Origin of the sequence: Nocardia xishanensis NBRC 101358 (assembly GCF_001613365.1) — a bacterium.
In the GTDB taxonomy this organism is placed as follows: domain Bacteria; phylum Actinomycetota; class Actinomycetes; order Mycobacteriales; family Mycobacteriaceae; genus Nocardia; species Nocardia xishanensis.
This window is the reverse complement of the sequence record NZ_BDCF01000040.1, coordinates 40174-53235: the sequence shown is the minus strand read 5'-3', so window position 1 is coordinate 53235 and position 13062 is coordinate 40174. Positions and strand designations below refer to the sequence as shown.

The window sequence follows — 13062 nt, the reverse complement described above, 5'->3', positions numbered from 1 at the left end:
CCACGCCCGCGCCTACCCACGAGGGCACCGGACCCACACAGCAGGGCACCGCGCCCGCGCGGCAGAGCACCCGGCCCACACAGCAGGGCACCGCGCCTACGAAGCAGAGCGCCACGCCCCAGCAAGGCACCGCACCCACGCAGCAAGGCACTGGGCCCACACGGCAAGGCACTCCGTCCACGCAGCAGGGCATTGCGCGCACGCCGCAGGACACCTCTCCCACGCAGCAGAGCGCCGCGCCCACCAAGCAGGGCAGCCCCACCGGGCAAGGCACCCCAGCGCAGGGCGCTCCCGCCGCCGAAGCGAAGACCGCGGAGATTCCGCAGAACCGCCCTGGCACACCCGGCACCGCGGACGAGCGGGATTCTGCGGGCCGCGCACCGTCGAGTGCCGACTACGAAACCATGGTCATGCGGCGGGTCGATCTGGTCGGTCAGGACGACGATGACGAGCCCGGTCCGGCGAGCACGGATGCCGCGACGGTGGTGATGCGGCGTGAGCCGCAGGACGCGCAGGCCGATATCGCCGGGGCGGACGACGCGACGGTGGCGATGCCGATCGTCCCGCACGCCGGTGACGACGACGCGAAGACGATGGCGCTGCCGATTCAGCGGCCCCCGGGGACCGACAAGGTGCAGGGTCAGCGCCCGCCGTTGTCGAAGCCGCCGACAACTCCGCGTCCCGCGCCCGGTCCGAAGCAGGCCGGTCCGCAGGGTCCGGCCAGCCGGCCGCCGAGCTCCCCCGACGAGGTCGAGGAAACCCGCCCTTCGGCTCCGCGCCCGGTTCCCCCGCAGCGCCAGGCCGCCTCCGCACCCTCGCCCGCCGACCTCAACGCGACCCGTCCGGCGCAGTCGGTGATGGACGGACCAGGTCAGCGTCCGCCCCAGCCGCGAGCTCAGCAACCGCAGCCCCAGCAACCGCGCCCGATGGCGCAGCCGCAGCGGGTCCCCCCGGCTCCGCCGAGCCAGACGACGGCCGCGGAACCGGCGCCCGCAGGCCGCTCCAAGCGTTTGCTGCTCGTGGCGGGCGCCGCTGCCGTGGTGCTGGTGCTCGCCGTGGTCGGATTGTTCGCGGTCATGGGCGGCGACACCGACGAGGACAAGGTCCGCAACGCGATCGGCGACTACACCAGCGCGCTGCGCGACGGGGACCTCTCGACGCTGCGCGGCAGCACCTGCGGTCCGCTGCACGACTTCTACCAGAACATCCCCGACGACCAGTTCGCCGGCGTGCACCGCCTCTCCCAGGAGCGCAAGAACATTCCTGTGGTCGACAGCATCGACGCGATCCGCATCACCGACGGCACAGCTATCGCTCAGGCAACGGTTTACACAGAGGCCGATCCGAGCAAGCGGTCGGCGCGTACCTTCGACTTGGAGCGCACTGACGACGGATGGAAGGTGTGTGATCCGCCCGCGGCTACCCCGTAAGCGTCCAGCCGGGTGAGCGGTGCCAGCGGTCACGCTTACCTGGTCAATGAACCTGTACGGCCAATAACATGGCCCGGATCATGCGCAGGAGTGGACGATGGCGGAGCCGGAAGCCGAGGATACGGCGTCGCTGGCGGGGCGACGATTCCGAGTTCGGGACCATTACGAGGTCGGCCGGGAGAAGGTGCGCGAGTTCGCGCGCGCGGTGCAGAACCACCACGACGCACACTACGCCGAACCGGAAGCGCGCGAGCTCGGCTACGACAGTGTCGTCGCGCCGCCCACCTTCGCCTCGGTGATCGGCATGGCGGGCACCAAGGCGCTGCTGAACACGGTGCTCACCGACTACGACCTGACCCAGATCCTGCAGACCGATCAGGTCTTCGAGATGCACCAGCCGATCCTGGCCGGTGACTCCATCCGGAACCGGATGCTGATCGAGTCGATCCGGCAGTTCGGCGACAACGACTTCATCACCGTGAAGTTCGAGCTCGCCGACCAGCACGACGAGATCCTGCAGACCGGCTCGACCACGATCGTGGCCCGCCGCGGCGCCGAGGTGGACCCGCACCTGATCGAGGCAGTCGACAAGATCTTCATGCACTCGCCTCCGGAGCGGGAGCCGGGCGATCCGTTCCAGCCCGACACGCTCGTCCCGATCGAGTCCGATGCGAACGGGCAGTCGCATATCTCCCCGCCGCGGCCCGTGCACACCGCCCCGAAGTTCGACGAGCTGACCGCCGGCGATCAGCTGCCCGCCGGTACCGCGTCGCTGACCCGCGGCGACCTGACCAACTACGCCGGCGTCGCCGGCGATCCCAATCCGATCCACTTCAGCGAGCGCGCCGCCGAGTTGGTCGGGCTCCCGACCGTCGTCGCGCACGGCATGCTGACCATGGGTTTGGCCGCCGAGTACCTGACCGCCTGGCTCGGCGATCCCACGGCTTTCGAGAAGTTCAGCGTCCGCTTCTCCGGCTTCGTTCCGGTGCGCTCCGACGGGGCGAGCACGATCGAATTCACCGGCAAGATCAAGTCGCTCGACCCCGAGCGGCGCGCGGGCACCATCGTGCTCGGCGGCACCTCCGAAGGCCGCAAGCTGTTCGGCCGCGCCATCGCCGAGGTCCGCTTCTCCTGACCGTCAGTCCTCGATGGTGGCGTGCATCAGGTAGACGTTGTAGTCGCTCCAGGTCGAGATCTTGAAGTACAGGTCCGAGCCCGTCGACCACGGGTGGATGAAGCCGCCGTACAACTCGGGATAGTCGAGCACGCTGACCGTCGGAGTGCCCGCGGACCACACACCCTGCGGCGAATCCGCCTCGCGCACAACGATGGCGGCCCGTGCGGTGTCGAGATAACTCATCTGCCAGACGCCGCGCGCCGCGTCGTAGCGGACCGAGAGTTCGCCCGCGGGCGCGTCGACGATCGGCGTCGCGCCACCCGCGCCACCGACAGGGGTCCACCGCCCGTCTCTCCAGTACTGATAGGCGGTGGTGTTGAGGACCTGATCCTTCGTCACCCTCGCCAGGCCGACGCTGCCGAGCCGAGTATTGGGCGTGCCGAACACGTAGACGTGGTCGCCGTGCGGAACCATCGCGCTCACTTGGAAATTCGCGAGCCCGAAGATGTTGTCCCAGCGCGCGTGCGGGTCCTTGGTCCAGGTCTGGCCGTGATCGTCGGAGTAGGCTATACCGCCGTAGTTGGTGAAGAACGTGCCGGGAGCGCTTTGCCAGGTGCGAATCGACATGTAGCTCAGGTACTGCCGAGCGCCGAGCGCGAAACCCGAGGTCGGGATGGTGGTGATCTCGACGTTGTCGAGCTTGCGGCTGGACAGCACCTCGGCGGCGTGACACCGGCCGTCGGTGACCATCCGGTCGTAGGTCATCCCGTCGGACAACTCGCGGTCGGTGCTGAAAGCGATCACATTGCTGCGCCAGTCGCCGCCCATACCGCCGGGCGGGTGGAACCCGCGCCCGACGGTGTCGCCGAACGCGACCGCGATCTCGCCCGGCGCGCTCTCCCACATGATGCCGAGGTCGGTGCCGTCCACCTGCCAGCGCTTGTCGGTGCGGTTCACCGAGTCGGCTCCGGTCTGTTTGGCCACTTCGCGCACCGCGGTGATGCGCGGCGCCCGGCGCTCGGGCGACTGCGCCGCCGGTTCGACGGGCGGGTCGACGCGCGGCGGTGGCGGCGGCACCGGGCTCGGATCCGGTCCGGGGCCGGGCACGGCGAAGTGGAAAGGCTTGGGGCTCAACAGGATCTCGGGAATGCCGAGCCGCCCGGCCAGGCCGGGCGGAGGCGGCGGGCCGTCGGTGAGATCGGGGCACGGGTTCACGCACGGATCCTCGGGCAGCGCCATGTCGGTGCGCACCGGCGCGGGATCAGGCTGTTGCGGCGGCAGTACGGTGATCACCGGATACGGGATCGGCACCTCGAGTGTCTTGGGAACGAGCGGTTCGTGCACGGGCCGAGGGTCGCTCGCGCACGGGCCGCTGCCCGGCACACCGGCCGCGACACCGGGCGCGGGCGCCGCATGCGCGAGCGTTCGATCGCCGTACACCAACGCGCCGGCCCCGAGCACCACGGTGCCGACCGCGGCCATCAGCCGCATGCCCATATATGCAACCTCTCGACGTTCGACGCACTCCACGGTCGGGTCGACCCTACCGGCCACAACCCACAGACCAGGAGGTACTTTCCGAAATCCCCGGTACAGCCGAGAGTGTCGGCCGGTCGAGAGACTGTTGACGGACTTCGTCCCGAGGCGCACGTTGGAAGCGTGAGCAATCCAGTGATACGCCGCTGCGCCGCCGCGGTCTTCGGCGTGGTGAGCGTGATGGGCGTGGCCGCGCCCGCTGTCGCCGAGTCACCGCCGTTCTCGGTGGTTTCGGGTCCGCGGGATGCCGATCCGGGACCGGCGTACCGGCCGGGACCGAAGGGCAACAACGTGCCACCGCCGGAAGACAACGCCGAACGTCCGCGCCGGTACTACACCGACTGCGATCAGGTGCGCGCCGAAGGGGCTTGGCCGCTGTACCGCGGCCAACCCGGCTACGCGTCGTACCTGGACACCGACGGCGACGGAATCGCCTGCAACTGAGGCGTTCCGCCTTACTGCACCGCCTGGAAGATCAGGATGGTGGCCCCGATCCGGATGGCGTCGCCGTCGGCGAGCAGCGCGCCGCTCTCGATCTGCTCCTCGTTGATGTACACGCCGTTGGCCGAATGCAGGTCCTTGATCAGGAGTCCGGCCCGGCTCGGCATGATGTGCGCGTGGTAGCGGCTGGCCTTCGGGTCGTCGAGCACCAGATCGTTGTCGGTCATCCGGCCGATCCGCATGCCGCCCAACGCGATCGGCTGCACCCGTCCGTCCGGCATGCGCAGCTGACCGCTGCGCACCGAGCGCGGCAGCTCGGTGACGGTCTCGGTCATGGCGGCGGCCAAGCGCTCGGTGCGCTTGAACTCCACGGTGTTCAACGGCTCTTGGCGCAGCACCCGCTGTTCCAGCTCGACCAGCGCCGGGCCCGGATCGATGCCGAGCTCGTCGGCGAGCACGGCACGTACCCTGCGGCACGCCTCGAGCGCGTCGGCCTGGCGGCCGGAGAGGTAGAGCGCGGTGATCAGCTGACCCCACAGCGGTTCACGCAACGGATGCTCGTTGGTGATCGTGACCAGCTCGCTGATCACCGAAGAGATACGCCCGCAGGCGATCTCGGCGTCGATGCGGGCCGAGACGGCAAGCAGCCGCTCCTCGTCCATCGCGGTGGCGAAACCGTCGGCGAATTGCAGACCCGCCAGATCGGACATCGCCCGGCCGCTCCACTCGCGCAGGGCGTTGCCGAACAACTGCGCGGCGCCCTCGTGATCGCCGACGCCGGCGGCCTTGGCCGCCGCATCCCTCGTCGCCTCGAAACGGCCGAGGTCGCAGGCTTCTTCGGGGATCTCCAAGCGGTAGCCCGACGACTCGGTGCGCAACACCTGCGCCGGATCGACACCCGAATTCCGCAGCGCCTTACGGATATTCGAGACGAACACCTGCAAGCTGGCGGCGTAGGAATCCGGCGGATCCTCGTTCCACACCATGTCGGCCAGTGCGGCCGATGCCACAGCGCGCCGCCGATTGACGGTCAACGCGGCAAGCAACGCTCGCGGCTTGGGCCCGCCGACCGCCACCGGCTCACCGCCGACGAGCAGCCGAACGGGCCCGAGCACACGCACATCAAGACTCATGAGCTCGGGCCCCCGGAGAGAAAGGGGTCAGGCGCTGATCGACCGCCCCGCAGACTTCAGATCATTGCACGCCTCGACGACGCGCGCCGCCATCGAGGTCTCGGCCTTCTTCAGGTAGCTGCGCGGGTCGTAGGCCTTCTTGTTGCCGACCTCGCCGTCGATCTTGAGCACACCGTCGTAGTTGGAGAACATGTGCGCGGCGACCGGACGGGTGAAGGCGTACTGGGTGTCGGTGTCGACGTTCATCTTCACCACGCCGAAACGCAGCGAGTCCTCGATCTCCGACTTCAGCGAGCCGGAGCCGCCGTGGAAGACGAAGTCGAACGGCTGCGCGTCCGAGCCGAGGCCCAGCTTGGCGGCCGCGACGCGCTGGCCCTCGGCCAGCACCTCGGGCTTGAGCACCACGTTGCCCGGCTTGTAGACGCCGTGCACGTTGCCGAAGGTGGCGGCGAGCAGGTACTTGCCGTTCTCACCGGCACCGAGGGCGTCGATGGTCTTCTCGAAGTCCTCGGGCGAGGTGTAGAGCTTCTCGTTGATCTCGGCCTCGACGCCGTCCTCTTCACCGCCGACGACGCCGATCTCGACCTCGAGGATGATGTTGGCCGCGGCGGTGGCCTTGAGCAGCTCCCTGGCGATCTCCAGGTTCTCGTCGATCGGGATCGCCGAGCCGTCCCACATGTGCGACTGGAACAGCGGAAGGCCGCCCGCGTTCACCCGCTCCTGGGAGATGGCGATCAGCGGACGGACGAAGGTGTCCAGCTTGTCCTTGGGGCAGTGGTCGGTGTGCAGCGCGATCGTCACGTCGTACTTCGCGGCGACCACGTGCGCGAACTCGGCCAGCGCGACCGCGCCGGTGACCATGTCCTTCACACCCAGGCCGGAGCCGAACTCCGAACCACCGGTGGAGAACTGGATGATGCCGTCGCTGCCCGCGTCGGCGAAGCCCTTGATGGCCGCGTTGATCGTCTCCGACGAGGTGACGTTGATGGCCGGGAAGGCAAAGGAGTTCGCTTTGGCCCGACCGAGCATCTCGGCGTAGACCTCCGGAGTCGCGATGGGCACTGTGAAGACCTCCGTGTCGTGCGGCAAAAGGCGATAACCAAATTCTGTCAGGCCATACCCTAAGGCAGGGGCGTTTCGCGACCTATACGGCCCGGTATCGCGGGCGGGTCCAACAGGGCATCCCCGAGACCCTCCGGCCGTGAACGGGACGACGATCGACCGACGCCCTCGGGGGCACCGCAGGACGATGACCCGCCTGGTTAATGGAGGGTAATTTCTCGCTCGACGGGGGATTCTCAGTCCGACCCGGTACTGTGGGCCGGGTAATTGCGCTGGCAGCTTCCGACGCGGTGGCAAGCAACGTATGGCCAGCCGCACCCCGGGACAGGAGGCCGCGTGATTCTGCAGGCAGCGACCGAATCGGTGACGACCAACCTCGCGCTGACCCAGTTGCTGGACCCGATGTACCTGCTCCAGGAGACGTGGCTCAAGAACGCGGTGCTGCCCGCGATCCTCGTGATCGTCTTCATCGAGACCGGTCTGCTGTTCCCGCTTCTGCCAGGCGACTCACTGTTGTTCACCGGCGGCCTGCTGGCCGCGCAGGACCCTCCCGTGGTGTCCATCTGGGTGCTGGTGCCGGCCGTCATCTTCATCGCGTTCGCCGGTGACCAGTGTGGTTATTGGATCGGACGCGCCATCGGCCCGGCGATCTTCCGCAAGGAGGACACCCGCTTCTTCAAGAAGTCCTACGTGACGGAGACGCACGCGTTCTTCGAGAAGCACGGTCCGAAGACCATCATCCTGGCCAGGTTCGTGCCGATCGTGCGCACCTTCATGCCGGTGCTGGCGGGCGTTTCCAAGATGGATTACCGCAAGTACGTCGCGTTCGACATCATCGGCGCCGTGCTGTGGGGCGGCGGCGTCACCATCCTCGGCTACTTCCTCGGCGGCGTCGACTTCATCCGCGAGCACGTCGAGGCGATCTTCCTGCTCATCGTGTTCGTCTCGATCCTGCCCGGGATCGGGGCGGTGGTGAAGAAGCTGCGCAATCGTGGCGCAGGGGAGCCCCGAGTCGTCGAGCCCGAGCTGACCGCTTCGGCGAACGAGACCACCCGCTGAGGCCGGTGTCCAGCGCGTCGCCCCTCGCGGTGGGCAGTTTCGATCCGCTGATCTCGGCGGGCCCCGCGCTCGTCTGGGCGGTGGTACTTACTTTCGTCTTCCTGGAATGCGCGTTCATCATCGGGCTTTTCCTGCCCGGTGACTCCATGCTGATCACGGCGGGCATCGTGATGGCCTCGCACGCCAGCGGCGAAGCGCAGGTGTGGGCGCTCTCGGTGGGAGCCATGGTCGCCGCGATCACCGGCAACCAGGTCGGCTACGTCATCGGGCAACGCACGGGCCACCGCTTGGTGGCCCGCAAGGACGGCCGATACATCAACACCCGAAATTTGCAGCGGGTCTCCGAGCTGTTGCAGCGGCACGGCTTCCTCGCGGTGCTGGTGGCCCGGTGGATTCCGTGGGTGCGGACGCTGTGCCCGATGGTCGCGGGCGCCGCGCAGATGGATCACCGCAAGTACACCGTGGCCAGCACCATCGGCGCCATCATCTGGGCCCCCGTGCTGCTGCTCATCGGCTTCTACGCGGGCAGTTTCCTGGAACGCGTGCCCTGGCTGATGCCGGGTGTGATCTGCACGCTGGTGCTCGGACTGATCATCGGCACCATCCTCGGTGTCCGGCACTATCGCTTGGAGATGTCGCGCCCGGCGGAGGAGTTCGACGTGGACGTCGACGCGCCGACCGTGGTGCTCCCCCGGGTCGAGTACTGAGAACCGGCGCTCGGCGGCGAGGCCGAGCGTCGAGCCCGGATCAGAGCCCGGCCGCGCTGACCTGGTAGGCGGCCTCCATCAGCAGCCAGCCGGACAGCTGCACCGAGAGGTCGCGCTCGGGCACCTTCGACGAGGTCACCGAGCCGCCCGTGGTGAAGTAGCCCGCACCGGCCGTGCCGCCGGGCAGCTGAGCGGGTTTGCTCCAGTCGGCGCCGAACAGCGGCTCGCCCTCGACCTCGAGACGATTCGCCCAGGCCGCCGTGGCCGAGGCGCGCACGATCGCGGCTGCCGCCTGCCGGTCGGCGACCTGCTGGCGATCCTCCCCCGGCAGCATCATCGCGACCACCGCGAGATAGCGCGCGAGGATGCCGTTGAACAGTCCGCCGTCGCCGCCACCGCCGCCCTTGATGACGCCGCCCGCGGTCATCTGGTCTTCCACCGCGACCAGCAGCCGGTGCACCCGCTCCAGATGACGCTCGGCGCCGGTGTGCATCGCCAGCTCGGTCTCGACGCCGAGCACCACGCCCTGGCAGTAGGTGAACGTCGGGCGCTCGATCACCCCCGACGGCAGATGGATGCCGTCCAGGATCAGGCCGGTGCCGGGATCGCGCAGGGTCGCGTCCAGCCAGTCCGCCATCTCCTGCGCGCGGGTGTGCCTGCCGAGACGGTTGAGCGCGATGGCCGCCGGACCGTTGGCGGGGGCGTTGTAGTAGTCCGCGCGGACGCGCCACGGGATGCCGCCCCCGGCTTCCGGATTCCACGCCTCGTACAGCTTCTTCTCCAGCGCGACCAGCGCGCCGCGCGCCTCGGTGATGCCCTGGGTCCGCTCGGCCCGCTCCAAAGCGATGGCGAGCCAGGCCATGTCGTCGTAGTAGTTGTTGGTCCAGCCGGTGATGTTGCGAATGCGGTGCGCGCGTACGAGTTCGCCGATCCGCTTGCGCCGCACCGATGTCGGCGCGCGGTTGGCCGCGTCCACCGCGCAGTCGATCAGATGCGCCTGCCACCAGTAGTGCCAGGTAACGAAGGCACGCTCACGCTTGGTGGCGGGCCAGCCGACGACGCCGAGTTCCGTTCCGGGACAAGCCCACAGGGCCCGCAGGTGCCGAGAGACGATCGCGGATTCCGCCATATCCGCCCGCTCCGACCAAAGCGCGGGCGTTGGTGCAGCATCCTGCCCAGTCCGAGGGCTCCGCGAGGTCATAGCTCAATGGTGCCAGTTGGAAGCCGATTCTGGCCGCCGAATTGTTACCCGGCCGACGCCGAATCGTGCACGCCACAAGATCGTTCACCACGCCGTCGCGAGATCGGCGTGCTGGCGGATCCAGGCGTGCATGGCGATCCCGGCGGCCACACCGGCGTTGATGCTGCGGGTGGAACCGAATTGGGCGATCGAGACCGTCATCGCCGCCGCGTGTTTCGCGTGCGCGGTGACGCCGGGACCTTCCTGGCCGAACAGCAGCAGACAGTCGCGCGGCAATCGCGCGGTCTCCAGCGGCACCGAGCCGGGGACATTGTCGACGGCGACCACGGTCAGACCCGTGCGCTCGGCGAAGGCGAGCAGTTCGGCGATGTCGGTGTGGTGCTCGATGTGCTGGTAGCGGTCGGTGACCATGGCGCCGCGGCGGTTCCACCGTCGCCTGCCGACGATGTGCACCGCCGCGGCCGCGAAGGCGTTCGCGGTGCGCACCACGGTGCCGATGTTCGCGTCGTGCCCGAAGTTCTCGATGGCGACGTGAAACGGGTGCCTGCGCGCGTCGATGTCGGTGACGATCGCGTCGCGCGACCAGTAGCGGTAGGCGTCGACCACATTGCGCCGGTCACCGTGCGCCAGCAGTTCGGGATCCAGTCGCGGGTCGTCGGGCGGCGGGGCGCCGTGCTCGTCGAGCCACGGACCGACGCCGTGCGGATGCTCGCCCCACTCGGTGGGCCCGGGAAGCTGCTCCCCCGGGGAAAGGCGCGCGGTATCCGACGACGAGTGACTCACGCGGTCGATGCTAGTTCCGCCGCTCCGTCGCCTGTGCTGCGGATATGCGCGGCGACGGCGGGCTTGGCCCGCTCACTCAGTACGACGAGCTGTTCGCTGCCACGATCGAGATCACGATGACGGCGACGATGCCGACCAGGTAGACGAGCATGATGGCGGTGCCGACGATGCCGCAGACGTAGCCCGCCTTGACGTTGCCTCGGCCGCCGATCGCGCCGCCCGACGCGTCGATCTCGTCGAGCGCCCGCTTGCCCATCACCCAGGCGAACGGCGCGCAGAGCTGGCACAGCACCAGCCCGAGAATGCCGAGCACCAGGATCGTTGTCGACTGCGGATGGTCCGGCGGCGGACCGTACGGGTTACCGTAGGGCTGCTGTGGATAGCCGTACGGCGGTGGGTAAGTCATGCGGGTGATGCTAGTTCCAAAACCCGCCGAGCGGCCCGGGCAACCGCACCGGACACCCGGTCGCGTCGCTCACGATCGCCGCGTGGTGTAGCTGGCCACACCCCCGATTCGGCGGTCAGCTCCATCGAGAACGCCGCCGTCGGCGAGAAACATGGAGCCCATGACCGAGACGCAAGCCGAACCCACCCTCGTGCTCGACAAACAGGCGGCACCGCCCGAACAGCCCGGCCGCGGGGCGCTGTCGGCCGTCCTGCGCGCACCGATCCAGACGAGGACCTGGAAGGAACTCGCCTATCTGATCACCGCGTTCGTGCTCGGCTGCCTCGCCGTCTGCTACTTGTTCTTCGGCTTCGGCGGCGGGCTCTACGCGTCGATCTTCCTGGTCGGCATCCCGCTGCTCGCCCTCGTACTGCTCGGCGGACGCGTCTGGGGACGGATCTACCGTGCGCTGTGCCGCGTCCTGCTCGACACCCCTGTGGAAGCGCCGCCCCCGTTCGACAGGCAGCGCGGGCTGTTCGGGTTCCTGAAGAGCGCGTTCACCGACCGGGCGAGCTGGCGGGCGACGCTGTTCCTGCTCGCGCAGGTCGCGCTCGGGGTGGTGATCGGTTATCTGGCGCTGATCGTCGTGGCGATGGTGGTGTTCATCGCGATCTCCCCGATTCCGTGGGCGCTGTTCGATCCGGTCAATGTCGACGAGAACGGGGTCGAACGCCATTCGCTCATGCAGTTCGGTTCCTTCTACGTCGACTCGTGGCCGCGCGTGCTCGGCGTCGCCGCGCTCGGCGTCGTCGGCTGCTTCGCACTGCCCTGGCTGGTCCGCGGCGTCTGCCACCTGCACCGGTTGCTCACCGTCTGGCTGCTCGCGGCCACCGTGCGCGACCGTCAGCTGGTCGAGCTGCGGGCCAGCAGGCGCGCCGCCGTCGAAGACGCGGCCGCCACGCTGCGGCGGGTGGAGCGCGACCTGCACGATGGCACCCAGGCCCGGCTCGTCACCATCGCCATGGCGCTCGGCAGGGCCGAGGAGCGCATCGCGGCGGGCGGCGACGCGACCGACCTGATCGCCGACGCGCACGCCAGCTCCAAGGAGGCGCTCACCGAACTGCGCGAACTCGTCCGCGGCATCCATCCGCCCGCGCTGGAACTCGGCCTCGGCCCGGCGCTGGAGACGCTGACCGCACGCAGCGCGGTACCCGTCGAGCTTCGTGTGCACCTGCCGCAGCGGCCGAGCCCGGCCATCGAGGCCATCGCCTACTTCTCCGTCGCCGAACTGCTCACCAACGTGGTCAAGCACGCGCACGCCGACCGGGCGTGGGTCTCGGTGCTGCCCGACAGCCTGCGCACCATCGCGGTCACGGTGCGGGACAACGGAATCGGCGGCGTGCTGCCACCGGCCGAAAGCGCACAGGCGGGCGGCAGCGGCCTGGCGGGTCTCGCGGCGCGGGCGCGTGCCGTTGACGGCACCCTCACCGTGCACAGCCCCGCCGGCGGGCCCACCGTGGTGACCATCCTGCTGCCGAAAGGGGATCCGCAGTGACCACGCCGCTGCGCATCGTCATCGCCGAGGACAGCGCCATCCTGCGAGACGGCCTGGCGGGCCTGCTGGTGGAGCGCGGCCACGAGGTGGTCGCGATGGTCGGCGACGCGAGCACCCTGAGCGACGTGGTCGGGGAACACAACCCAGACGTGGCGGTGGTCGACGTGCGCATGCCGCCCTCGTTCACCGACGAGGGCTTGCTCGCCGCCATCGAACTGCGCAGGAAGTACCCGATGACGGGCGTGCTCGTCTTCTCGCAGTGGATCGAAACCCGTTACGCCACAGAACTTCTCGCCGGTGGCGCCAGCGGTGTCGGCTATCTGCTCAAAGACCGCGTCGCCGACGTGCGCGATTTCGTCGACGCGCTGTACCGGGTCGCCACCGGCGGCACCGCCCTCGACCCCGAGGTGGTGAGTCAGCTGATGGGCGCCTCCCGCCAACAGGATTCGCTCGCCAGGCTGACCCCGCGCGAACGCGAAGTGCTCGAACTGATGGCGCAGGGCCTGTCCAACAACGCCATCGCCGACGCGCTCACCGTCACCGAGCGGGCCGTCGAAAAGCACATCGGCAACATCTTCGCCAAACTCGATCTCCCACCGTCGGATACGCACCATCGGCGGGTACTGGCGGTGCTGCGGTTGAAGGGTTAGACG

13 protein-coding genes are annotated in these 13062 nt (G+C 68.9%); 7 read left to right on the top strand and 6 right to left on the bottom strand.

All coding sequences use genetic code 11. The annotated features are described in order from the left end of the window. Both NX1_RS38160 and NX1_RS25855 read left to right on the top strand, forming a co-directional pair. Positions 1 to 1430 (top strand): Rv0361 family membrane protein (locus NX1_RS38160; protein WP_245668685.1); only part of this gene is annotated, 1430 nt, incomplete at its 5' end. A gap of 97 nt (positions 1431 to 1527) precedes the next feature. Then, positions 1528 to 2565 carry a fused (3R)-hydroxyacyl-ACP dehydratase subunits HadA/HadB gene (locus NX1_RS25855; RefSeq protein ID WP_068064331.1) on the top strand — a complete coding sequence of 346 codons (1038 nt, stop codon included), beginning with the start codon at positions 1528 to 1530 and terminating at the stop codon, positions 2563 to 2565. A gap of 3 nt (positions 2566 to 2568) precedes the next feature. On the opposite strand, the gene NX1_RS25850 is transcribed toward NX1_RS25855, so the two are convergent. Then, positions 2569 to 4044: a glycoside hydrolase family 183 protein gene (locus tag NX1_RS25850; protein WP_068064329.1), complete on the bottom strand. Its 1476-nt coding sequence runs from the start codon at positions 4042 to 4044 to the stop codon at positions 2569 to 2571. Positions 4045 to 4206: 162 nt separating this feature from the next. Here NX1_RS25850 and NX1_RS38155 point away from each other — a divergent pair, with 162 nt between their 5' ends. Beyond that, complete coding sequence (locus tag NX1_RS38155; RefSeq protein ID WP_245668684.1) at positions 4207 to 4527, top strand: excalibur calcium-binding domain-containing protein; 321 nt, start codon at positions 4207 to 4209, stop codon at positions 4525 to 4527. 11 nt (positions 4528 to 4538) lie between these two features. On the opposite strand, the gene NX1_RS25840 is transcribed toward NX1_RS38155, so the two are convergent. Together NX1_RS25840 and fbaA are read right to left on the bottom strand one after the other, a co-directional pair. Further along, positions 4539 to 5657 (bottom strand): BTAD domain-containing putative transcriptional regulator, encoded by a 1119-nt coding sequence (locus NX1_RS25840; RefSeq protein WP_068064327.1) that lies wholly within the window; start codon positions 5655 to 5657, stop codon positions 4539 to 4541. A gap of 27 nt (positions 5658 to 5684) precedes the next feature. Next, a complete protein-coding gene (fbaA, locus tag NX1_RS25835) occupies positions 5685 to 6719 on the bottom strand; it encodes a class II fructose-bisphosphate aldolase (RefSeq protein ID WP_068064344.1) in 1035 nt (344 codons plus the stop codon). A gap of 402 nt (positions 6720 to 7121) precedes the next feature. Between fbaA and NX1_RS25830 the strand changes: the two genes are divergently transcribed. Next, on the top strand, positions 7122 to 7778 hold the full coding sequence (locus NX1_RS25830; RefSeq protein ID WP_068064342.1) for a DedA family protein: 657 nt from the start codon (positions 7122 to 7124) through the stop codon (positions 7776 to 7778). Between the two features lie 5 nt (positions 7779 to 7783). Next, entirely contained in the window at positions 7784 to 8485 is a 702-nt protein-coding gene (locus tag NX1_RS25825) for a DedA family protein (protein ID WP_068064325.1), read from the top strand. A 40-nt stretch (positions 8486 to 8525) separates the two neighbouring features. On the opposite strand, the gene NX1_RS25820 is transcribed toward NX1_RS25825, so the two are convergent. The 3 genes from NX1_RS25820 to NX1_RS25810 form a co-directional block, all read right to left on the bottom strand. Beyond that, entirely contained in the window at positions 8526 to 9614 is a 1089-nt protein-coding gene (locus NX1_RS25820) for a glycoside hydrolase family 76 protein (RefSeq protein ID WP_068064323.1), read from the bottom strand. 156 nt (positions 9615 to 9770) lie between these two features. Further along, on the bottom strand, positions 9771 to 10469 hold the full coding sequence (locus NX1_RS25815; protein ID WP_068064321.1) for a TrmH family RNA methyltransferase: 699 nt from the start codon (positions 10467 to 10469) through the stop codon (positions 9771 to 9773). A gap of 76 nt (positions 10470 to 10545) precedes the next feature. Next, entirely contained in the window at positions 10546 to 10875 is a 330-nt protein-coding gene (locus tag NX1_RS25810; RefSeq protein WP_068064319.1) for a hypothetical protein, read from the bottom strand. Positions 10876 to 11035: 160 nt separating this feature from the next. Here NX1_RS25810 and NX1_RS25805 point away from each other — a divergent pair, with 160 nt between their 5' ends. Both NX1_RS25805 and NX1_RS25800 read left to right on the top strand, forming a co-directional pair. Beyond that, positions 11036 to 12409, top strand: a complete 1374-nt coding sequence (locus NX1_RS25805) for a sensor histidine kinase (RefSeq protein ID WP_084501764.1) — start codon at positions 11036 to 11038, stop codon at positions 12407 to 12409. Beyond that, a complete protein-coding gene (locus NX1_RS25800; protein WP_218024184.1) occupies positions 12406 to 13059 on the top strand; it encodes a LuxR C-terminal-related transcriptional regulator in 654 nt (217 codons plus the stop codon). The genes NX1_RS25805 and NX1_RS25800 overlap by 4 nt, the downstream gene beginning before the upstream one ends. Positions 13060 to 13062 lie beyond the last annotated feature (3 nt).